Origin of the sequence: Janthinobacterium lyxosi (assembly GCF_051380665.1) — a bacterium.
Classification (GTDB): Bacteria; Pseudomonadota; Gammaproteobacteria; order Burkholderiales; family Burkholderiaceae_D; genus Janthinobacterium.
Window position 1 is genome coordinate 138,467 of record NZ_JBNYXM010000013.1, and the last position, 22,039, is coordinate 160,505.

General features: G+C 62.5%; 15 protein-coding genes. 7 read left to right on the forward strand and 8 right to left on the reverse strand.

Annotated features, from left to right (window positions below):
• Positions 1-20: 20 nt before the first annotated feature.
• The 7 genes from ACQ4WP_RS16155 to cyoA all read right to left on the reverse strand — a co-directional run bounded on the left by ACQ4WP_RS16155 (position 21) and on the right by cyoA (position 6,795).
• The gene (locus ACQ4WP_RS16155; RefSeq protein WP_436522323.1) at positions 21-557 is read right to left on the reverse strand and encodes a response regulator transcription factor; all 537 of its coding nucleotides are present in this window, start codon (positions 555-557) and stop codon (positions 21-23) included.
• Positions 547-1,896: an ATP-binding protein gene (locus ACQ4WP_RS16160; protein ID WP_436522325.1), complete on the reverse strand. Its 1,350-nt coding sequence runs from the start codon at positions 1,894-1,896 to the stop codon at positions 547-549. The genes ACQ4WP_RS16155 and ACQ4WP_RS16160 overlap by 11 nt, the downstream gene beginning before the upstream one ends.
• Positions 1,880-2,713 carry an SURF1 family protein gene (locus ACQ4WP_RS16165; RefSeq protein WP_436522327.1) on the reverse strand — a complete coding sequence of 278 codons (834 nt, stop codon included), beginning with the start codon at positions 2,711-2,713 and terminating at the stop codon, positions 1,880-1,882. Before ACQ4WP_RS16165 ends, ACQ4WP_RS16160 begins: the two co-directional genes overlap by 17 nt.
• Positions 2,710-3,096, reverse strand: a complete 387-nt coding sequence (gene cyoD, locus ACQ4WP_RS16170; protein ID WP_436522329.1) for a cytochrome o ubiquinol oxidase subunit IV — start codon at positions 3,094-3,096, stop codon at positions 2,710-2,712. The genes ACQ4WP_RS16165 and cyoD overlap by 4 nt, the downstream gene beginning before the upstream one ends.
• On the reverse strand, positions 3,093-3,731 hold the full coding sequence (gene cyoC / locus ACQ4WP_RS16175) for a cytochrome o ubiquinol oxidase subunit III (protein WP_436522331.1): 639 nt from the start codon (positions 3,729-3,731) through the stop codon (positions 3,093-3,095). The genes cyoD and cyoC overlap by 4 nt, the downstream gene beginning before the upstream one ends.
• Entirely contained in the window at positions 3,724-5,727 is a 2,004-nt protein-coding gene (gene cyoB / locus ACQ4WP_RS16180) for a cytochrome o ubiquinol oxidase subunit I (RefSeq protein ID WP_436522333.1), read from the reverse strand. The genes cyoC and cyoB overlap by 8 nt, the downstream gene beginning before the upstream one ends.
• An 84-nt stretch (positions 5,728-5,811) precedes the next feature.
• Positions 5,812-6,795, reverse strand: coding sequence for a ubiquinol oxidase subunit II (gene cyoA / locus ACQ4WP_RS16185; RefSeq protein WP_298414640.1), 984 nt, complete (start codon positions 6,793-6,795; stop codon positions 5,812-5,814).
• Positions 6,796-7,012: 217 nt separating this feature from the next.
• On the opposite strand from cyoA, the gene ACQ4WP_RS16190 reads away from it, so the two are divergent.
• The 5 genes from ACQ4WP_RS16190 to ACQ4WP_RS16210 all read left to right on the forward strand — a co-directional run bounded on the left by ACQ4WP_RS16190 (position 7,013) and on the right by ACQ4WP_RS16210 (position 17,185).
• A complete protein-coding gene (locus tag ACQ4WP_RS16190) occupies positions 7,013-8,359 on the forward strand; it encodes an MFS transporter (protein ID WP_436522335.1) in 1,347 nt (448 codons plus the stop codon).
• Positions 8,360-8,710: 351 nt separating this feature from the next.
• Positions 8,711-12,181 (forward strand): response regulator, encoded by a 3,471-nt coding sequence (locus ACQ4WP_RS16195; RefSeq protein WP_436522402.1) that lies wholly within the window; start codon positions 8,711-8,713, stop codon positions 12,179-12,181.
• A gap of 37 nt (positions 12,182-12,218) precedes the next feature.
• Positions 12,219-13,100 carry a CheR family methyltransferase gene (locus ACQ4WP_RS16200; protein ID WP_436522337.1) on the forward strand — a complete coding sequence of 294 codons (882 nt, stop codon included), beginning with the start codon at positions 12,219-12,221 and terminating at the stop codon, positions 13,098-13,100.
• On the forward strand, positions 13,090-14,280 hold the full coding sequence (locus tag ACQ4WP_RS16205; protein WP_436522339.1) for a hybrid sensor histidine kinase/response regulator: 1,191 nt from the start codon (positions 13,090-13,092) through the stop codon (positions 14,278-14,280). Before ACQ4WP_RS16200 ends, ACQ4WP_RS16205 begins: the two co-directional genes overlap by 11 nt.
• Before the next feature lie 7 nt (positions 14,281-14,287).
• A complete protein-coding gene (locus tag ACQ4WP_RS16210) occupies positions 14,288-17,185 on the forward strand; it encodes a hybrid sensor histidine kinase/response regulator (protein ID WP_436522341.1) in 2,898 nt (965 codons plus the stop codon).
• Here ACQ4WP_RS16210 and ACQ4WP_RS16215 read toward each other — a convergent pair.
• Positions 17,182-20,382, reverse strand: coding sequence for a PAS domain-containing protein (locus ACQ4WP_RS16215; RefSeq protein ID WP_436522343.1), 3,201 nt, complete (start codon positions 20,380-20,382; stop codon positions 17,182-17,184). The two genes, ACQ4WP_RS16210 and ACQ4WP_RS16215, sit on opposite strands and share 4 nt — an antisense overlap.
• A gap of 139 nt (positions 20,383-20,521) precedes the next feature.
• Here ACQ4WP_RS16215 and ACQ4WP_RS16220 point away from each other — a divergent pair, with 139 nt between their 5' ends.
• Both ACQ4WP_RS16220 and ACQ4WP_RS16225 read left to right on the forward strand, forming a co-directional pair.
• Positions 20,522-21,427 (forward strand): alpha/beta hydrolase, encoded by a 906-nt coding sequence (locus tag ACQ4WP_RS16220; RefSeq protein WP_436522345.1) that lies wholly within the window; start codon positions 20,522-20,524, stop codon positions 21,425-21,427.
• A complete protein-coding gene (locus ACQ4WP_RS16225; RefSeq protein WP_436522347.1) occupies positions 21,424-21,933 on the forward strand; it encodes a hypothetical protein in 510 nt (169 codons plus the stop codon). Before ACQ4WP_RS16220 ends, ACQ4WP_RS16225 begins: the two co-directional genes overlap by 4 nt.
• Positions 21,934-22,039: the final 106 nt, after the last annotated feature.

Consider the following 22,039-nt stretch of genomic DNA (forward strand, 5'->3'; position numbering starts at 1 on the left):
CGCAGTACCTACTTCACCCGCTACTTCACCCGCTGCTTCTCCAGCTTGCGCGCCAGGGTGCGCCGGTGCATGCCCAGCCGGCGCGCCGTTTCCGAAATATTGAAATCCGTCTCGGCCAGCATTTCGTGGATGCGTTCCCATTCCAGGGTCTTGATGTTGGTGGCGCGGTTGCTCAGTTCGATGTCGGCGTTGCCGGCCACGTGGCCGAAGGCCGCTTCGATGTCATCCGTGTTCGACGGTTTCGCCAGGTACTGGCAGGCACCCAGCTTGATGGCTTCGACGGCCGTGCCGATGCTGGCGTAGCCCGTCAGCACGACGATCAGCATGTCCGGGTCGTGCTGGTGCAGCATCTGCACGCAGGCCAGGCCCGACGTATTGCCATTGAGCTTCAGGTCGACGACGGCGTAATCGGGGCAATGCTGTTCCAGCAAGGCGCTCGCTTCGTCGAAATTGGTGGCCAGGATGACCTGGTAGCCGCGCCGCTCGAACGAGCGGCCCAGGGTGCGGGCAAACGCGGCGTCGTCTTCCACGATCAGTAACAGACGGTCATCCTGCATGGTGGTCGCTTTCTCTTTCCAGTTTGATGGCCGCCAGCGGCAAGGCCAGGTGCACCACCGCCCCGCCCTGCACGCGGTTGCGCGCCGTCACCGTACCGCCCAGGGTACGCGCGACATTTACCACCAGGAACAGTCCCAGACCGCCGCCGGGTTTGCCCTTGCTGCTTTGATACGGTTTGCCCAGGTGCGTCAGCATCGACGGCTCGAAGCCGGGCCCGGCATCGGTAATCACCAGGTGCAGGGCGTCCGCTTCGCGCGTCGCTTCGAAGCGCAGCCAGTCAGGCGACGCCTCCAGCGCATTGTCGAGCACATTGCAGATAGTTTGTTTCAGGGTCGAATCGAAGACCACGGGCACGTCATGCACGATGCGGTTATCGTACTCGAAATCCTGGATCGGACGGCTGACGCGCCACTCGTCGACCAGGTCGTTGAGGAAGGTGTTGATCGTCGTTTTCACGGACGATTCGCCGCGCGCCTCGCCGGCCGACAGCAGGATGCCGCTGACGATGCTCTTGCAGCGCTGCAACTGTGCCTGCATTTCCGTGATTTCTTCCAGCAATTCGCTGTTCTTGCTCAATTCCGGCATGCGGCGCCAGTCGCCGAGGATGACGGACAGGGTCGCCAGCGGCGTGCCCAGCTCGTGCGCGGCGCCCGAGGCCAGCAAGCCCATGCGGATGATGTGTTCTTCTTCCGCCGCGCGCTGGCGCAAGTCGGCCACCTTGGCGTCGCCGGCGCGCTGGTTGCGGTTGATGCGCGTGATGAACACCACCAGCAAGGCGGCGTTCAAAATGAAGCAGATCAGCAAGCCTTGCACGTACAGGCTGGAAAAGCCCCGCTCGGGGTCGATTGGCAAGATCAAGGGGCCGGGCAGCAAGGCCAGGCCGGCCAGGCACAGGCTGGTGATGGCCACCATGATCCAGGTCGACCATACTTCCAGCAGCACGGCGCTGAGGATGACTTGCAATAAGTACAGGAAGGCAAACGGGTTGCTGATGCCGCCGCTCAGGTAGAGCTGGGCCGTCAGCACGGTGACGTCCACCAGCAAGGCGAGGAACAGGGCCGTGTTGGAGACGGGCTGGCGTTCGTGCCAGCGCAACAGGCTGGCCAGATTGAAGGCGATGAGGCAGGACAGCACTTCGAGCATGTAGGGCACGGGCAAGGCGATGCCCAGCCCCACGCCCACGCCGAAGATCGTGCTGATCTGGCCGATCACGGCCAGCCAGCGCAACTGGATCAGCAGCTTCATGTTCTGGTGGCCGGCCGGATGTTCCATCTCGGCCGCCACCGCACCGCGCTCCAGGACTTCGCGGTTGGGCAGGATTTCAATCCTGCCCGGCATGGTCGCTTTCCTGGCGCTGGGCGCCACGGGCGCGGCGGCGCCGGCTTTCGCGCACGATCCACCAACTGATACCGGCTACCATCAAGGCCAGGGCAAACCACGTCAAGGCGTACACCAGGTGGTTGTTATGGAAGGAAATCACGGTCAGGCCGCCGACGGGGGAGTCGCTGGCCGTTTCCGATTTTTCCTTCGCATCGACAAAATACGGTGCCACCTTGGTCAGCATGTGCGAAGCGCCGATGGCGGCCACGTCGCGCGAATACCAGTGCTGCGTAGCAGGACTGTTTTCACGCAGGAAACCGCCGCCCGTCTCGCTGATGCGCAGCAAGCCGTCGACGTGGACGATGCCGGCCGGCGTACTGGCGGCGATGCCTTCGCGCTTGGGCACGAAGCCACGGTTGACCAGCACAGTGCTGCCATCGGCCAGGCGCAAGGGCGTGACCAGCCAATAGCCGCTGCCCAGTGCCGTCGTTGCCTGCACCAGGGTATTGAAAATGGGGAGATAGGTACCGGAGAGTCGCACGTGGCGGTATTCATCCGTTTGTGGCGTGACACTGGCCCAGGCTGCGGGTCCAGGTGCGTCCGTTGCGGGCGCATGTACGCGTTGTTCGACGCGCTCGATCAGGTCAAGCTTCCAGAACAGGCGCTTGACTTGCCAGGTGCCCAGGGCACAGAAACCGGCAAAAACGATCCCCGCGAGTATGGCCAGTGCAATTTTTGAATAATGCACAGCCATGCCGCGTGGTCCTGGCGCGGCATCTTGCGATGCGGCGCCAGGGGCGCGCCCGGTGTTGCCAGGGCGCGTTTGACTCATCATGGAGCCGTTTTCGTATGCATGTACTCAGGCATCAGATCCGGCATCATGTTGTGGTTCATGTGGTACATGACCCACAGGGAACCGGCCATGGCAATGCCCACAATCATGATGGTGAAGATCAGCGCCATCATGTTCCAGCCGCCTTCGGACTTGGTGTTCATGTGCAGGAAGTACACCATGTGCACGACCACTTGAACAGCCGCGAACGCCAGCAGGACCAGGCCCATGGTGCCCGAGTTGGTGATGACTTTCGTCATCACCAACCAGAACGGAATGGCCGTCAGGATCACCGACAGGATGAAGCCGATGGCGTAGCTTTTCAGGCTGCCATGATCGTGATTGTCATGGTGGTGGCTATCGCCGTGTGTGTGGTGGTCGCTCATGGCAGCACTCCCATCAGGTAGACAAAGGTGAAGACGCCGATCCAGATGACGTCCAGGAAGTGCCAGAACAGCGACAGGCACATCATGCGACGGCCGTTTTCCGGGGTCAGGCCATGCTTGTTCAACTGGAACATCAAGGTCACGAGCCAGATCACGCCGAACGTCACGTGCAAGCCGTGGGTACCGACCAGGGCGAAGAACGACGACAGGAACGCGCTGCGCTGCGGACCGGCGCCTTCGTGGATCAGATGCATGAATTCATACATTTCCAGCGACAGGAAGGCCAGGCCGAACAGGCCCGTGATGCCCAGCCAGACCAGGGTGCTGCGCAATTGCTTGCGCTGCATGGCCAGCATGGCGAAGCCATAAGTGATCGACGACAGCAGCAGCATGGCCGTGTTGACGGCCACCAGCGGCAGGTCGAACAGCGCGGCGCCCGTCGGGCCGTCCGCGTAGTTGCGGCCCACCACGGCGTACGTGGCGAACAGACAGGCGAAGATCAGGCAATCGCTCATCAGGTAGAGCCAGAAACCCAGCAAGCTGCCGTTTTCCGGGTGGTGCTCGCGCACAAAGTAGCTGCGCGTGCTTGGTGCGGCGCCAGCGGCGCCGGTGTTATGGGCGATGGTATCAGACATGGCTGCTCAGCAATTTAGTATAAGCGTCTTCGGTACGGACCACTTCTTCCGCAGGAATGTAGTAATCGCGCTTGTAGTTAAAGGTATGGACGATGATGGTAATCATCATGATCACGAAGCCAATGCTGGCGACGAGCCACATTTGCCAGATCAAGCCAAAACCGACCAGTGCGGAGAGTGCGGCGATCACGAAACCAGCCCAGGTATTCTTCGGCATATGGATCTTCGTGAAACCGGACGTCGGACGCTGGTAAGCGTGTTTCTTCATGTCAGTCCATGCATCGAGTTCGTGCACTTGTGGCGTGAAGGCGAAATTATAGTCTGGCGGAGGCGACGACGTCGACCATTCCAGCGTACGACCACCCCATGGGTCACCGGTCACGTCGCGCAGGGCGTGACGGTTGCGGTAGCTGACGACGAACTGGATCAGCATGGAACCGATACCGAGCGCGATCGAGACGGCGCCAAACCAGGCGATGATGGTCCAGATTTGCAGCGATGGATCTTCAAAGTGGTTGACACGACGGGTCACGCCCATCAGGCCCAACACGTACAGCGGCATGAAGGCCAGGTAGAAGCCGACGAACCAGAACCAGAACGAGCACTTGCCCCAGAATGCGTCAAGCTTGTAGCCGAAGGCTTTCGGGTACCAGTAGTTAATCGCAGCGAACACGCCGAAGACCACGCCGCCGATAATCACGTTATGGAAGTGGGCAATCAGGAACAGGCTGTTGTGCAGCACAAAGTCAGCTGGTGGTACGGCCAGCAACACGCCGGTCATGCCGCCGATGGTGAAGGTGACCATGAAGCCGATCGTCCACAGCATGGGCAGTTCAAAACGGATACGGCCGCGGTACATGGTAAACAGCCAGTTGAAGATCTTCGCGCCCGTCGGGATCGAAATGATCATCGTCGTGATGCCGAAGAAGGAGTTGACGCTGGCGCCCGAACCCATGGTGAAGAAGTGATGCAGCCATACCAGGTACGACAAGATCATGATGACGCAGGTGGCGTACACCATCGAGGCGTAGCCGAACAGGCGCTTGCTGCTGAAGGTCGCAACGACTTCCGAGAACACGCCGAACAGCGGCAGGATCAGGATGTAGACTTCCGGGTGACCCCAGATCCAGATCAGGTTGACGTACATCATGGCGTTGCCGCCCAGCTCCGTCGTGAAGAAGTTAAAGCCGGCAACGCGATCCAGCGACAGCATGGCCAGTACAGCCGTCAGCACCGGGAAAGCGGCGACGATCAGGATGTTGGTGCACAGTGCGGTCCAGGTGAAGACGGGCATTTTCATCCAGGTCATGCCTGGCGCGCGCATCTTGACGATGGTGGCGATCAGGTTGACACCGGACAAGAGCGTCCCGACCCCGGCAATCTGCAAGGACCAGATGTAATAGTCTACCCCCACGTCCGGGCTGCCGACGATGCCCGACAGCGGTGGATACGCCAGCCAGCCCGTGCGGGCGAATTCGCCGACGAACAGCGACGCCATGACCAGGGCGGCGCCCATGGTGGTCATCCAGAAGCTGAAGTTGTTGAGGAAAGGGAAAGCCACGTCGCGCGCGCCGATTTGCAGCGGCACCACGTAGTTCATCAGACCCGTCACGAAAGGCATCGCGACGAAGAAGATCATGATCACGCCGTGGGCGGTGAAGATCTGGTCGTAGTGATGCGGTGGCAGGAAGCCGGCATTGTCGCCAAAGGCGATCGCCTGCTGGGTACGCATCATGAGCGCATCGGCAAAGCCGCGCAGCAGCATGACCAGGCCCAGGATCATGTACATGATACCGATTTTTTTATGGTCGATACTGGTGATCCAGTCGCGCCACAGGGTACCCCAGACGCGGAAATACGTCAGTGCCGCAACGAGTGCGATACCGCCCAGGGCGACCATGGCAAAGGTCGCCAGCAGGATAGGTTCGTGAAATGGAATTGCATCCCAAGTCAGACGGCCGAATATAAGCTTCGTCAGATCAATATGGTCTAGCATTGTTACTCTCAGAGAAAAAAGGGAGGCGCCAGGCAAGCGGCGCCAGTATCTGCAGCGCAATGCGCTGCGGGATTCATGCAGTTGTTACTTGGCTTGAACGCCCTTTTCAACCACTGCATCGCTAGCGACTACTGCCGTTACGGCCGCTACCGGGCTATTTGCCATCGACAATTTGTATGGCTCGACCGGCGTCACGCACAGGGCGTCGGAAACGATGGTGCGGTTCAGGATTGCCTTGTACAGATCGCTAGGTACGGCGCTGTAGCGGCGCACCGGGTCGCGTTCGCTAGGCTGGGCCAGCGACAGGTAGTCGTCGCGGTTCAGCGCGCCACCACCGGCACGTGCCGATGCCACCCACTTATCGAAGTCCGCATCATTCACACCGTGGAACTTGAAGCGCATGCCCGAGAAACCGGCACCGCTGTAGTTCGCCGAGAAGCCCTTGTATACACCAGGCTTGTTGATGACGGCATTCAACTGCGTTTCCATGCCTGGCATGGCGTAGATCTGACCTGCCAGTGCGGGGATAAAGAACGAGTTCATGACGGACGAGGCGGTGATCTTGAAGCGGATCGGACGATCGACGGGCGCATACAGTTCATTCACGGAAGCGATGCCTTGCTCGGGGTAGATGAACAGCCATTTCCAGTCCAGCGCCACGACTTCGACGATCATCGGCTTGTGGCTGGCAGGAATCGGGCGGTTGGCGTCGATACGGCTCAGCGGACGATACGGATCGAGGGTGTGGGTGCTGATCCAGGTCAGCAAGCCCAACACGATGATGATCAACAGGGGCGCGCCCCAGATAATCAGCTCGAGGCGAGTCGAGTGGTCCCAGTCCGGCTCGTATTTGGCCGCGGTATTGTTTTTTCTATAGCGCCATGCGAAAAGCAGGGTCAGGGCGATTACCGGAACGATAATCAACAGCATCAGCAGAGTGGAGATGACAATCAAATTGCCTTGCTGAACTGCGATGTCACCGGACGCGTTCAGTACCACCGTATTGCAACCAGCCAACAATGCGAGAGGTAAAAGAAGCAGTCCGCGACGAACTTTTAATGAAAACATACAGGAAAGTCCAGTACAGGGGATGAAGATATGGTACTGTATTCTCACTGGAGCGCGTTGGCAATTGGACGTTTTGTCCACCCCCTTGCTCGGATTTTCAATAGGTATGCGCGCAGTTTTCCTACAGCTATCCATTGAATAGTCCTACTCCGGGCGTGAGACACCCGGGGTATGTTACGCGTTGGCCGAACTCGAAACTATATTGGAGACGATCATCATGTCCAGCACACGCATACACAGCGGGGATGTACCCGCCGACTTTTCCCCTCATTCCCTGCGCGACGCAAGCGGGGCCGGCACGGTCGAATCGCATATCGACCCTGGTGAGATCGCCGTCGGCGTGATCATCGGCCGCGCTTCCGAATACTTTGACTTCTTTGTCTACGCCATCGCCTCGGTGCTGGTGTTTCCGCGCGTCTTCTTTCCGTTTGAAGAGCGCCTGGAGGGCACATTATATGCCTTCCTGATTTTCTCGTTTGCCTTCATCGCCCGTCCGTTCGGCACCGTGATCTTCATGGAGATCCAGCGCCGCATGGGCCGCAGCGCCAAGCTGACGATCGCCCTCTTCCTGCTGGGCGTGTCGACGGCCGGCATCGCCTTCCTGCCGACCTATTCGCACCTGGGCTTTGCCGCCATCATCTGGCTGTCCGTGCTGCGCATCGGCCAGGGCGTGGCCTTGGGCGGTTCGTGGGATGGTTTGCCATCGCTGCTGGCCCTGAACGCGCCGGAAAACAAGCGCGGCTGGTACGCCATGCTGGGCCAGCTGGGAGCGCCCGTCGGCTTCCTGATCGCCGCCGGCCTGTTCTGCTTCATGCTGACCACCCTGACGGATGAAGACTTCCTCGACTGGGGCTGGCGCTATCCTTTCTATGTGGCCTTCGCCATCAACGTGGTCGCCCTGTTTGCCCGCTTGCGCCTGGTGTCGACGAATGAATATGCGCGCCTGCTGGACGAACGCGAACTGCAGCCCGTGAGCGTGTTTGAAATGAGCCGCGGCCAGGGCCGCAACGTGCTGATCGGCGCCCTCGCCGCGCTGGCCAGCTACGCCCTGTTCCATCTGGTCACCGTGTTCCCGCTGTCGTGGATTTCCGTCTACCAGACGCGTTCGGCATCGGACTTCCTGCAAGTGCAGATGATTGGCGCCGTGCTGGCCGCCGTCGGTGTGGTCATTTCCGGCTTGCTGGCCGATAAATTCGGCCGCCGCACCACCCTGGGCGTGCTGGCCGTGCTGATCGCCATCTTCAGCGCCTTCGTACCGACCCTGATGGGCGGCGGCAATACGGGCCAGGACGTCTTCATCCTCGTGGGCTTCAGTCTGCTGGGCCTGTCCTACGGCCAGGCAGCCGGCGCCGTGACGGCCAACTTCCCTGCCCGCTTCCGCTACACGGGCGCGGCCCTGACGTCCGACCTGGCCTGGCTGGTAGGCGCCGGCTTCGCCCCGCTGGTGGCGCTGGGCCTGTCAGCCAACTTCGGCCTCGCCTATGTCAGCTTCTACCTACTGTCAGGCGCCGTCGCCTCGCTGGCCGCCCTGAGCCTGAACCGGGCGCTGGAAATCCGCGACTGATATATATATATAGAGGGCAGCGCACAAAGCACTGAAAAACGCCGGCACCGTCCGGCGTTTTTTTATGCCGCCGCGGCAGCCTGCCACCACGCTCACTGTATCGCCAGCTGCCGCCCGCAAAGACGCCACCACCTGCCTCTTAGGATGCGAACGGCCAATCTCTTTGATCCGCCTCATCGTGGCCAGCTTGATTTTCCCTTCACTTTCATCTGTGCGCTGCCCCGCATTGCATGACCTTGCGAGTCGGCAATTGTCCGCAAGGCTGTTATGCTAGCGCACACTTTGCTTGACCACCAGAAAACTTGCATTTCAATTAAAATTGCTTTTTCGCGACAGCCTTACACGGACATGATGAATACCAAGACACCGATCGATTCCTTCAGCTTTCGCCGCATCCTCGCCCGCAACGTGACCTTGCCGCTGGTCATCGGCGTCGCCACAGCCCTCGTGTTTGTCGGCCTGATCGCCTATCTGCTCTCGGCCCTGCGCTCGGTCGAGCATTCCGAGCGGGTGATCGGTAATGCGAATGAAGTCATGAAGTTGTCGGTCGACCTGGAAACGGGCATGCGCGGCTATTTGCTGACGGGCGACGAGACATTTTTGGCGCCGTACAAATCGGGCAAGGCCAAGATCGCTGTGGAAATGACTACCCTGCTGGACCTGGTGTCCGACAGCCCCATCCAGACGGACCGCCTGCGCCGCATCCGCGCCCTGCAAAACCAGTGGATGGCCTATGCGGAAAGCGTGATCGCCCAGCGCCGCAACAACCAGGAATTCCTCGCGCGCGTGCGCCAGGGCGAGGGCAAGCTGGAATTTGATGAAATCCGCCGCGAATTTCTCTCCTTCCTGTCCATGGAACAGCGGCTGCGCCAGGAACGGGCCGATACGGCCGAGAGTCGCACCATGCTGGCCGTGGTGGTGTTCCTCATCCTCAGCCTGGGCATGTCCGGCTTGCTGGCCTATCTGGGACGGCGCGAACTGCTGCGCCTGTCCGATATCTACAACGATGCGCTCGAGCAGCGCGGCAAGGATAACGAGGTGCTGCAGGAGCAAGCCTGGCTGCGCACAGGGCAGACGGAGCTGGCGGCCCATACCAGCGGCCAGTTGGGCTTGCCGCAGCTGGGACGGCACGTGCTGGACTTCCTCGCCCACCGGCTGGAAGTGGCCGTGGCCACGCTGTACGTCATCGACGAGGATGGCAGCCTGCGCCGCACGGCCGTGTACGGTTTCAACGAACAGGGTGTGAAGGACAAGCAAGTCTTCAAGCTGGGCGAAGGCTTGGTGGGCGAGACGGCGCGCGAGAAAAAGCTCAAGCATGTGAAGCAAGTACCCGAGAATTATCTGACCGTGACCTCGAGCCTGGGCTGCGGCGCGCCGCTGGAACTGGTCTTGACGCCCGTCAACAATGAAGGTGTCGTCAACGGCGTGATCGAACTGGGCTTTACGCATCCCGTCAGCGCCCACGCCAAGGAATGGCTGAACCTGATTGCGGCGAATGTCGGCACCTCGCTGGAAGCGGCCCTGTACCGCCAGCGCCTGCAAAACGTGCTGGAAGAAACCCAGCAATTGAATGAAGAGCTGGAAGTGCAGCAGGAAGAATTGCGCACGGCCAATGAAGAGCTGGGCGAACAGTCGCGCGTGCTGGAACAGTCGCAGGCCCACCTGGAAGAGCAAAAGGCGGCGCTGGAGCAGTCGAACGAACAGCTGGCCGTGCAGGCGCTGTCGCTGGACCAGAAGAACATGGCGATCGGCCAGGCGCACGCCCAGCTGGAAGCGCGCGCCGAAGAGCTGCAGCGGGCCAGCCGCTACAAGTCCGAATTCCTGGCGAATATGTCGCACGAGCTACGCACGCCGCTGAACAGCTCGCTGATCCTGTCCAAGCTGCTGTCGGACAACACCAGCGGCAACCTGACGCCGGAGCAAGTGACGTTTGCGCAAACCATTTATTCGGCCGGCAACGATTTATTGACCCTCATCAACGATATCCTCGACATTTCCAAGGTCGAGGCGGGCAAGCTGGAATTGACGCCGGAAGCCGTGCCTTTCGATGAGCTGCTCAGCAGCATGAAGATGCTGTTTGGCGCCCAGGCGCAGCAAAAGAAACTGGTTTTTGACGTCAAGCTGGCACCGGACACGCCGCCCTCCTTCGTCAGCGACCGCCAGCGCCTCGAGCAAATCCTGAAAAACCTGCTGTCGAACGCCATCAAGTTTACCGATACGGGCACGGTGTCCCTGCACGTGAGCACCGATGCGGCCCGCCAGGTGCGCTTCCAGGTGCAAGATTCGGGCATCGGCATTGCCGACGACCAGCAGCAGAAGGTGTTCGACGCCTTCCACCAGGCCGATGGCACCACCAGTCGCCGCTATGGCGGCACGGGCCTGGGCCTGTCGATTTCGCGCGACCTGGCTGCCTTGCTGGGCGGCAGCATCGAGCTGGCCAGCACGCCAGGCCAGGGCAGCACGTTTACCCTGGTGCTGCCGGCGCTCATGCCGGAACGTGCCATGCAAGCGGCCGCAGTGCCGTCCGCACCGCCGCAGCCGCCCGCCGCCGCGTCCAAGGCGGCGCCTGCCGCCAAGCCCGTGCCGCTGCCCACCTTCCAGGATGACAGGAATAGCGTGCCGGCCTTCAAGACCGGCCAGCGTTCCGTGCTGGTGATCGAGGATGAGCCCTCGTTTGCCGGCATCCTGTTCGACCTCGCGCATGAAATGCAATACCGCTGCCTGGTGGCGCATGGCGCCGACGAAGGCTTGCGCCTGGCGGAAGAATTCCTGCCCGACGCCATCCTGCTCGACATGGGCTTGCCGGACCGCCCGGGCTTGCTGGTCTTGCAGCAGCTCAAGGAAAACCCGCTGACGCGCCACATTCCCGTGCACATCGTGTCCGGCAATGACCAGATGCAGGAAGCCATGCAGCTGGGTGCCATCGGCTACGCCACCAAGCCGCGCACGCGCGAGCAGCTGAAGGAAGTGTTCCGCAAGCTCGAATCGAAATTCACGCAAAAGATGAAGCGCATCCTGCTGGTCGAGGACGACGCACGCCAGCGCGAAAGCGTGGTCCACCTGATCAGCGACGACGACGTGGAAATCACGGCCGTGGCGCTGGGCGAGCAAGCGCTGGAATTGCTGAAAACGCAGATTTTCGACTGCATGATCATCGACTTGAAGCTGCCCGACATCCAGGGCAACGAATTGCTCGAACGCATGGAGCATGAAGAGCTGTGCTCGTTCCCGCCCGTCATCGTCTACACGGGCCGCAACCTGAGCCGCGAGGAAGAGGCGGACCTGATGAAATACTCGCGCTCCATCATCATCAAGGGCGCCCGCTCGCCCGAGCGCCTGCTCGACGAAGTCACCCTATTCCTGCACAAGGTGGAATCGGAACTGTCGAGCGAGCGCCAGGGCATGCTGCAGCAGGTGCGCAGCCGCGAACGCGTGTTTGAGGGGCGCAAGATTTTGCTGGTGGATGACGATGTGCGCAATATCTTTGCCCTGACGAATGCGCTGGAACAAAAAGGCGTGGTGGTGGAAATCGGCCGCAACGGCTTCGAAGCCATCAGCAAACTCAACAGCGTGGACGATATCGACCTGGTGTTGATGGATGTCATGATGCCGGGCATGGATGGCCTGGAAGCGACGCGCTTGATCCGCGCCGATGGCCGCTACAACAAGCTGCCCATCATTGCGATTACCGCCAAGGCCATGAAGAATGACCAGGAAGAATGCCTGCAGGCGGGCGCGTCCGACTACCTGTCCAAGCCGATCGACCTGGACCGTCTGTATTCGCTGCTGCGCGTGTGGATGCCAAAGATGGAACGCATGTGATGCAACGCTACCTACGCCACGCAGTGGAGCGTCGCTGATGTCCCAGCGCGCCACGGACGCACAACTGCATGCGCTGATGGACGCGATCTATCAGCGCTACAGCTATGATTTTCGCGACTACTCCCTGCCCTCGCAGCGGCGCCGCCTGAATCAGGCGCTGGAGCGCTTCCACTGCACCGACTTGCCCGCCTTGCAGCAACTGGTGCTGGACGACGACGCCGCCTTTGGCAAGTTGCTGCAGATTTTGACCGTGCCCGTCACGCAAATGTTCCGCGACCCGGCTTTTTTCCGCGCCTTGCGCGAGCAGGTGGTGCCCGTGCTGAAAACCTATCCGTCACCGACGATCTGGGTGGCCGGCTGCTGCACGGGCGAGGAAGCGCTGTCGCTGGCCATCGTGCTGCACGAGGAAGGCTTGCTCGGGCGCAGCACGATTTACGCCACCGACATCAATCCGCAAGCGCTGGCCACGGCCGCGCGCGGCGTGTATCCGCTGCACCGCATGGCCGACTACAGCGACAACTACCTGGCTGCAGGCGGCCTGGGCCAGCTGGCCGAGTACTACACGGTCGAGCATGCCACCGCGCATTTCCAGCAGCGCCTGCTCGACAGGATCAACTTTGCCGACCACAGCCTGTCCACGGACAGCGTTTTCATTGAAACGCAATTGATTTGCTGCCGTAACGTGCTGATTTACTTCAATAAAACCTTGCAGGAGCGGGCCCTGGGCCTGTTCCACGACTCGCTGTGCCACCGGGGTTTCCTGGGACTGGGCAGCAAGGAAAGCACACATTTCACGCGCTTTGCCACCGACTTCGAGCCATTGCCGGGTCCCGAAAAGCTCTACCGCAAGCGTGCACCGTCGCACGCCGCTTCCCACTACGCTGGACGGCACATGCCAGGAATGAAACATGATGAATGAAACAAGCACCAAATTGCTGATCGTCGACGACTTGCCGGAGAACTTGCGCGCGCTCAATGCGCTGATCCGCGAGAGCGACCGCAGCGTTTATCAGGCGTCGTCGGGCGAAGAAGCGCTGGCCCTGCTGCTGGAACACGATTTCGCGCTGGCCATCCTCGACGTGCAAATGCCGGAAATGGATGGCTTTGAGCTGGCGCAACTCATGCGCGGCACGGAAAAGACGCGCCATATTCCCATCGTCTTCGTCACGGCGGCCGGCAAGGAAATGAATTTCGCCTTCCAGGGCTATGAAAGCGGCGCCGTCGACTTCCTGCACAAGCCGCTCGACATCAATGCCGTGCAAAGCAAGGTCAACGTCTTTGTCGCCCTGCACCAGCAGCGCAGCGAAACGCGGCGACAGGTGCAGGCGCTGGAGCACAGCCGCCAGCAGCAGGAAGCGTTACTGAAAGAATTGCGCGCCACCCAGGCTGAACTGCAGCGCTCGCTGCGCCTGCGCGACGAATTCATGTCCATGGTGGCGCACGAACTGCGCACCCCGTTAAACACGCTGTTCCTGGAAACGCAGATGCGCACCGTCAACCTGGAGCGGGGCAACTTGGCCGCCTTCGAGCCGGAAAAGCTGGGCAAGATGGTCGCGCGCGACGGGCGGCAAATCCGCAGCATGGTACGCCTGATCGACGACATGCTCGACGTCTCGCGCATCACCAGCGGCAAGCTGTCGATCCGCCGCGAAGCCGTCGACCTGACCAGCCTCGTGCGCCGGGTGGCTGACGACCTGGGCCCCTATGCGGCGTCCACGGGCAGCGTGCTGGAAGTAATGGCCTTCGAGCCCATCCAGGGTTTCTGGGATGCCTTCCGCGTCGAGCAGATCGTTGTCAACCTGATCAGCAATGCCGTGCGCTACGGCCAGGGCCAGCCAGTGGAAATCAGCCTGGCGCACACGCAAAACAGCGCCGTCATCGAAGTGCGCGATCATGGCATCGGCATCAATGCGCGCGACCAGGAACGCATCTTCGACGCCTTCGAGCGCGTCATGCACCAGGACCGCACGGGCGGCCTGGGCCTGGGGCTGTTCATCACCAAGCAACTGGTCGATGCACATGGCGGCGCCATCACCCTGCAAAGCCAGCCCGGCAATGGCGCCCTGTTCAGCGTCACCCTGCCGCTGGCCGGCAGCTGAGACCGGCATGAGCAGCACCCCTGCCCCCCGCAGCCAGGCCGGCTCCAGCGGCGTGGCCTTTCTGCTGCAACTGGAGCGCCGGCTGCGCTTGCTGCAAGACACGGGCGAGATTCTCTCCGTGTCGGCGCAGTTGCTGGGACAGCGTCTGGGCGCCCAGCAAGTGGCCTGTTTCGATATCGACCAGACCCTGCAGTGCCCCACCCTGCAGCATGCGTGGAGCGACGGCCTGGCACCCGGCGCCGTCGGCGAATATTTCCTGGGCGATTATGCCGCCGGCCTGGCCGATGCGCTGGCCGCCGGCCAGGTGCTGGCCGTCAGCGATGTGGCGAGCGACCCGCGCATGGCCACGCCGGCCGCGCTGGCCACGTTTGCGCGCCTGGGCATCCGTGCCTTCCTGAACATTCCCATTGCCACGGATGGCCGGCTGGCGGCCCTGTTCGTCGTGCACAGCCGCACGGAGCGCCTGTGGCACGCGGACGAGATCGAACTGGCCGTGCAAGTGTCGGAACGGGCCTGGTCGACCATCCTGCGAGCCCAGGCGGAATCACGCTTGCGCGCCCTCAGTGCCAACATGGAAACGCAAGTGGCCGAACGCACGCGCGAATTCGGCCGCACCTGGAACGTCAGCCCCGATTTGCTGGGCGTGCTCAACCTCGACGGCTATTTCGAGCACTCGAACCCCGCCTGGCAAACCACCCTGGGCTGGTCGGTGGAGGAAATCCGCACGACGAAATTCCTGGAACTGATCCATCCGGAAGACTTGCCGCGCACCCATGCGGCCTGGGAGGCGGCCAACCAGGGTCAGCCGGCCTTGCGCTTCGAAAACCGTTACCGCCACAAGCTGGGCGGCTGGCACTGGCTGAGCTGGGTGGCCGTGCCCGAGGGCGAGAAGGTGTATTGCAGCGCGCGCGACATCACCGTGGAAAAGAAGCTGGAAGCGGACCTGGCGGCGCGCAACAGCGAGCGCGAGCGGCTGTGGCGCAGTGCGCAAGACCTGATGGTAGCCATCGATGCCGAGGGCTGCTTTGCCGCCGTCAACCCGGCCGCCAGCGCCATCCTGGGCTGGCTGCCCGAGGAAATGCTGGGCCGCAGCCTCTTCGACTTCGTGCTGCCCGAGGATGCCGCCGCCACGCGCCAGGCCTTGCTGCAAGTCGGCAAGGAATCCATGCCCAGCTTTGAGAACCGCTACCGGCACCGCGAGGGTGGCCACCGCTGGCTGTCGTGGGTGGCGGCGCCCGAAGGTGACCTGGTGTTTGCCACCGGGCGCCACGTCACGCTGAAAAAGGAAGCGGAAAGCACCTTGCGCAGCATGCAGGAATCGCTGCGCCACAGCGAGATGGCCCTGTTGCAATCGCAAAAGCTGGAGGCGCTGGGCAAGCTGACGGGCGGCGTGGCCCATGATTTCAATAACGTCCTGCAAATTATCTCCGGCAATCTGCAGCTGCTGCAGCTGACCCTGGACGACGACCCGCTGGCCGCCAAGCGCATCGCCAGCGCCTCGGCCGCCGTGGAACGGGGCGCCAAGCTGTCGGCCCAGCTACTGGCCTTTGCGCGGCGTCAACCATTGAAACCGCTGGTGACGGACCTGACGCACCTGCTGCGCGCAACGGAAGAGCTGCTGCGCCGCGCCACGGGTGAAAGCATCGAGACGCGTTTGCTGCTGGCCGACGACTGCTGGCGCGCCTTGGTCGACCCGCACCAGCTGGAAAACGTCATCCTCAACCTGGCCATCAACGCGCGCGATGCCATGGATGGGCAGGGCCAGCTGACCATTGAACTGAGCAACAGCGTGCTGGGCATCGACTATGCGGCGCACCATGCGGACGTGACGCCCGGCGACTACGTGCAGCTGGCCGTCTCCGATACAGGCACGGGCATTCCGGCCGAATTGCTGGACAAGATTTTCGAACCCTTCTTCACGACGAAGAAGGAAGGTGAAGGCACTGGCCTGGGCCTGTCCATGGCGTACGGCTTCCTGCGCCAGAGCGGCGGCCACCTGACGGTGGACAGCCTGCCCGGCCATGGCAGCACCTTCCGCATCTACCTGCCGCGCTCGCTCGAAGCGGAAACGGAGCTGCCGCTGCAGCTGGGCGGCCCCGTGCTGGGCGGCAAGGAAACCATCCTCGTCGTGGAAGACGACGTGCAGGTGCAAACGACGGTGGTGGACATGCTGCGCGGCCTCGGCTATGGCGTGCTGCGCGCCAGCGATGGCGAAAGCGCGCTGGCCATCATCGGCAGCGGCATCCCCATCGACCTGCTGTTTACGGACGTGGTGATGCCAGGCAAGGTCGCCAGCACGGCACTGGCGCGCCAGGCCCGATTGCTGCTGCCGCAGCTGGCCGTGCTGTTTACCTCGGGCTACACGCAGGACGCCATCATGCAGGGCGGCCGGCTGGAACCGGGCGTCGAGTTGTTGAGTAAACCTTACCGGCGCGAAGACCTGGCGCGGCGCATCCGCCACCTGCTGGCCAACGGCCGCCACGTGACGGCCCTGCACCAGTACCGCGCGCAACTGGCGCCGCAGCCGCCAGCGCCGGCGCGGCCGGGTATGCGGCAGGGGATGCGTCACATCTTGCTGGTGGAAGACAATGCCGACGCGCGCGCCATGACGAGCGAACTGCTGACCATGCTGGGACACACGGTGCTGGCCGTAGGCACGGCCGAGGAAGCCTTGCCCCTGCTGGACACGCCGGGACTGGAACTGCTGCTGACCGATATCAGCCTGCCGTACATGTCCGGCGTCGAGCTGGCCGAGCAGGTGGCCCGCGAGCAACCGCAGCTGGAAGTGGTGTTTTCCACCGGTCATGCGCCGGCCAATTCCGGCGTGCCGGACCCGGCCGCGCGCTTCCTCGTGAAACCATTTACCGTCGAGCAATTGCAGCAAGCCTTGTTGCCGCCAACTTAGTACACGTCGAGCCGGCGCGCCTTCAGTGCGCTGGCCAGCTCTTCCAGGCCAAACGGTTTGCGCAGGAAGCGCGCGCTGGCGTCCTGCATCAGGCTGGCGCCCCAGTCATGCCCGGAAGCAAACACCACATCCAGCTGCGGCCAGTGGACGCGCGCATGGCGCGCCAGTTCCAGGCCGGACATGGTGGGCAGGCTGATGTCTGTCACCAGCACGTCCAGGCCTGGCATGGCCAGCAGGGGCAAGGCTGCCTCGGCGCTGGCCACGCCGTGCACGGTATGGCCCAGCATATTCAGCATTTCCGTCGTCATTACACGCGCATCGTCATTGTCTTCCACCAGCAGGATGCGCCGCCCGGACGGATCGGGCGCGCCCACCAGGCGGCGGTCGGCCAGCAGGTGGCGGATGCGCCGCGCCAGGTCTTCGCGCCGGTAAGGCTTACTCAACAGCTCCACGCCCGGGTCCAGGCGCCCGCCCTGCATGATGGCATTGTGCGTATAGCCCGAGGTAAACAACACGGCCAGCTCCGGCAACAGCAGCCGGGCCTGCTGCGCCAGCTCTTTACTGCTGACGGGACCCGGCATGACCACGTCCGTAAACAGCAGGTCGATGGCCACGCCCGTGCCCAGCAGGGCCAGCGCCGAGGCGCCGTCGTCCGCATGCAATACGTCGTAGCCCAGGCCACGCAGCATGTCGACCACAGTATGTTGCACGGGAGCATCGTCTTCCACCACGAGGATGGTCTCGCTGCCGCCCAGTACGGGGCCAGTCAGGCCCGGTGGTGGCTCGGCCAGCTTTTCCAGCGAGCGCGGCAAATAAATCTTGAAGGTCGTGCCGGCGCCCGGTGCGCTGTGCACCTTGATGTGGCCCGCGCTCTGGCGGATGAAGCCGTAGGCCATGGACAGGCCCAGCCCCGTGCCCTCGCCTTCGCGCTTGGTGGTGAAGAACGGCTCGAAGATCTGGTCGATCACGTCGCGCTCCATGCCATGGCCCGTATCGGTGATGGTCAGCAGCACGTATTGCCCCTCCAGCACATCGGCATGCAGGCTGGCGTAGGCGGCATCGAGCGTGACATTGCTCAAGGTAAAAGTCAGGCGCCCGCCCTTGTCCATCGCATCGCGCGCGTTGATGGCCATGTTCAGCAACACGTTTTCCATCTGGTTCGGGTCGACCAGGGTATGCCACAAGCCGTCGCTGATGAAGGTTTCCTCGGCAACCGCCTCGCCCAGGGCGCGGCGGATCAGCTCATGCATGCGGCGCAGCAAGCGGCCCAGGTCCGTCACCAGCGGCCTCAACGGTTGACGCCGCGCAAAGGCCAGCAATTGCGACGACAGCTTGGCGCCCCGCTCGACGGCGGAGGCGGCCGAATCGAGGCGCCTGGCCGCCTGCGGATTGTCGGCCACCGTCAATTTCAGCAACTGCAAATTGCCGGAGATGATTTGCAGCACGTTGTTGAAATCGTGGGCCACGCCACCCGTCAGCTTGCCGATCGATTCCAGCTTTTGCGCCTGTAATAAAGCTTGCTCGCTGCGCACCAGCGCCAGCCGCGCCTCTTTTTCATCCGTGACGTCGCGGCCGATGGCGTGGATCAGCTTTTGCGCCGGCACGGCCGTCCAGGAAATCCAGCGGTAGCCGCCATCGCGGCGCCGGTAGCGGTTTTCCATGCGCAAGGTGGGCGCGCCATGCGCCAGGCGCGACAAATCCTTCAAGGCCGCCATGCGGTCGTCGGGATGCACGAGGCTGATGAAATCCATGCCCAGCGACTCGATTTCCGGGCGTTCCAGGATCTTGCTCCAGGCGGGATTGACGGCGATGATCATGCCAGCCAGGTCCGCCACCAGCATGATGTCCGTCGACAGCCGCCACATGCGGTCGCGGTCGGCCGTGCGGTTGGCCATTTCCACTTCCAGCGAGGAATTCAGGTAGGCCATCTTTTCCAGCACGTTCTTCTGTTCCTGCACGTCCGTATTCGTGCCCACCCAACGCAGCACCTTGCCCGTTTCGTCGAACAGGGGCAAGGCGCGCGTCAGGAACCAGCGGTAAGCGCCGTCGCTGGCACGGCGCATGCGGAACTCGTATTCGTAGGCGCTGGCCGTGGCGACGGCCTGTTCCCAGCTTTTCTGCGTGGCTTGCACGTCGTCCGGATGCACGCAGTGGCGAAAGCCGCTCGACACCAGGGACTTCATCGATTGCCCCGTGTATTCGCAGACCTGCTCGTTGACCCAGTAGGTGGCGCCGCTGCCATGCGCCAGCCAGGCCTGGTTGGGCATGGTCGAGGCCAGCGAACGGAACTGCGCTTCGCTGTCGAGCAAGGCATTGCGCGCCTGCCAGTGCTCGTCGATATCCTCGCATGAGCCATACCATTTCACGGGCTGGCCCCGCTCGTCGAGGCGGCAATAGGCGCGTGTATGCACCCAGCGGTAGAGGCCGTTTTGCCAGCGCACCCGCATTTCCGCATCGAAAGGCTGGCCGCTGCCCATGGATTCGCTCCACGCCGCCAGGGAATGGGGCACGTCATCGGGGTGGATGGCTTCCAGCCAATTGAGACCCAGGCCGCTGCAACCCGTCCATTCGCGCCAGCGCTGCGCCACATAGTCGAGCTTGCCGTCGATGTCGGCCGTCCACAGCACTTGGGTGTTGAGTTCTATGGCGTAATGAAAGTGTTCGCGGCTATCGTGCAGCGCTTTTTCCAGCAGGCCCCGCTCGATGACGTGCGCGGCTACGCGCGCGGCCAGCGCCAGCAGTTCGATTTCGGGTTGCGTGGGATGGCATGGCGCCTGGAAAAACAGGCCCTGTACGCCCAGGATATGCCCCTTGGCGCCGAAGACGGGGGCGACCCAGCAGGCGCGGTAGCCGTGCAGCATGGCTTCCTTGCGTCCCGCGCTCCAGTATACGTCGCGCGTGATGTCGCCGCAATACACGGGCGCACCGGAAAAGGCGGCCGTGCCGAACGGGGACGGCTGGTCGCCGCCGTGGCGCAGGGCCAGGCACAGGTCTTGTGGCAGGCTGGGCGCGGACAAGCCGCAAAAACGGTCGGCCTCGTCGATCAGCACCAGGCAGGCATGCGCGCCGCCCTCGGCCAGGTCTTGCAGCGCCAGCAACAAATGCTCTAATGCATGGGCCGGGTCGGCGCCTGCCGCGATACTGCCCAGCGCACTATGCTCGGCGTCCAGCAAGGAAAGAATGTTGTTTGCGTGCACCGTGTCGATATGGGGAAAACTGATGCCCGAAATATACCATGGGGCAACCCTCTTCTAGAGGAAAACAGCGCACCGCTTGATCTCAGCGGCAACGCGGCCCTATGCTAAAGTATTGCTCTCTTCTCAAGCGAACCCCAGCATGCCCACCTCCTTGCCGTCCTCCCTGATCGCCTTCGCCCTGCTCGCCTCCGTCCACGGTGCCGTCGCCGCCCCCATGAGCCTGGACGACTACCTGGCCCTGAACGGCCCCCCGCCCACGGCGCAGATCGCGTATGGCCCCGCGCCGTCGCAATACGCGCAGCTGTTCCGGCCCGAAGGCAGCGGACCGTTCCCCGTCGTCGTGCTCGTGCATGGCGGCTGCTGGACGGTGGCCTTTGGCGGCATCAAGCAAATGCGCAACATGGCCGGCGCCCTGGTGGCGCAAGGCATCGCCGTGTGGAATGTCGAGTACCGGCGGGTCGACGAGGAAGGCGGCGGCTACCCGGGCACCTACGAAGACATGCACGCGGCGCTCGACAGCCTGCAACAGCACGCACCACAGTACCAGCTCGACACCAGCCGCATCGTCGCCATGGGCCATTCGGCCGGTGGCCAGCTGGTGCAATGGATCGCCGGCAGGGAAAAACTGCCGAAGACCAGTCCCCTGTACCGCGAGCAGTATTTGCCGATCAAGAATATCCTCAGCCTGGGCGGCCTGGCCGACCTGCGCCACGAAAAGGAGTTGATCCAGACCAGCTGCGAGCGCGACATCGCGCAATTGGCAGGCAGCGCCAGCACTGAGCGTCCCGACATCTACAGCGACACCAACGCGGCCGACCTGATGCCCAACGGCAGCCGCACCGTGCTGGCCACGGGCGAGCTCGACACCATCTCCCCGCCCCGCGTCGCGCACGACTATGCGGCCAAGGCCAAGCTGGCCGGCGACCATGCGGAAGTGCTGATTTTGCCCGGCGCCAGCCACTACGACGAGATCGCGGCCACGTCGAATGCGTGGCGGATGATCTTGCCGGTAATCAAACAGATGCTGGCAATGGAGGCGAAATGAAACGCGCCATCGCCATCACCCTGCTTGCCGCCAGCTCCGCCATGGCGTTCGCCGCCGACACCCTGTCACTCGAAAGCGGCTTGCTGCATGCCATGCAGCTCAAAAAGGGCACGACCGAGCGCACGGGCACGTCCGGCCAGGCCATCCGCGCCTACCAGCACGCCGGTCTGGTCAGCAAGACGCCCCGCCAGCGCTTCGACTACACCGACTACTACCTGCTGGACAAGCCAGCGCCCTTGATGGGCCACGAACTGGTGCTGATCGAAGAAGAATACATCGACAAATACATAGGCTGCTGCGTCAGCCCCGGCGTCGGGATCACGCTGAAAGTCCATGGCAGCATCAAGAATCTGCAACAGTTCGCCCGCGCCAGCCGCTGCACCCTGACCGATCATGTTGATTTTGCACATGCACTGCGCGAAGTGGCGATCAAGAACAAGATTCCCAAGGCGCACTATGCATCCCTGAGCTGCCGCGAGCGCGATGCCGAGCGCAATGAGTCGTGACGTCTCCCCGCAAGGCATGCCTCTCGGTAGAGATGGAACGCTACGTTCAATTTCAGGGACAACGGTGTTTAGTGTACTGGAAGCGCAAATCATCGATAGGTAATTA

Coding starts and splice junctions, on each gene's coding strand:
- ACQ4WP_RS16155 (WP_436522323.1), bottom strand. CDS start 557: ATGCAGGATGACCGTCTGTTACTGATCGTGGAAGACGACGCCGCGTTT.
- ACQ4WP_RS16160 (WP_436522325.1), bottom strand. CDS start 1,896: ATGCCGGGCAGGATTGAAATCCTGCCCAACCGCGAAGTCCTGGAGCGC.
- ACQ4WP_RS16165 (WP_436522327.1), bottom strand. CDS start 2,713: ATGATGAGTCAAACGCGCCCTGGCAACACCGGGCGCGCCCCTGGCGCC.
- cyoD (WP_436522329.1), bottom strand. CDS start 3,096: ATGAGCGACCACCACACACACGGCGATAGCCACCACCATGACAATCAC.
- cyoC (WP_436522331.1), bottom strand. CDS start 3,731: ATGTCTGATACCATCGCCCATAACACCGGCGCCGCTGGCGCCGCACCA.
- cyoB (WP_436522333.1), bottom strand. CDS start 5,727: ATGCTAGACCATATTGATCTGACGAAGCTTATATTCGGCCGTCTGACT.
- cyoA (WP_298414640.1), bottom strand. CDS start 6,795: ATGTTTTCATTAAAAGTTCGTCGCGGACTGCTTCTTTTACCTCTCGCA.
- ACQ4WP_RS16190 (WP_436522335.1), top strand. CDS start 7,013: ATGTCCAGCACACGCATACACAGCGGGGATGTACCCGCCGACTTTTCC.
- ACQ4WP_RS16195 (WP_436522402.1), top strand. CDS start 8,711: ATGAATACCAAGACACCGATCGATTCCTTCAGCTTTCGCCGCATCCTC.
- ACQ4WP_RS16200 (WP_436522337.1), top strand. CDS start 12,219: ATGTCCCAGCGCGCCACGGACGCACAACTGCATGCGCTGATGGACGCG.
- ACQ4WP_RS16205 (WP_436522339.1), top strand. CDS start 13,090: ATGATGAATGAAACAAGCACCAAATTGCTGATCGTCGACGACTTGCCG.
- ACQ4WP_RS16210 (WP_436522341.1), top strand. CDS start 14,288: ATGAGCAGCACCCCTGCCCCCCGCAGCCAGGCCGGCTCCAGCGGCGTG.
- ACQ4WP_RS16220 (WP_436522345.1), top strand. CDS start 20,522: ATGCCCACCTCCTTGCCGTCCTCCCTGATCGCCTTCGCCCTGCTCGCC.
- ACQ4WP_RS16225 (WP_436522347.1), top strand. CDS start 21,424: ATGAAACGCGCCATCGCCATCACCCTGCTTGCCGCCAGCTCCGCCATG.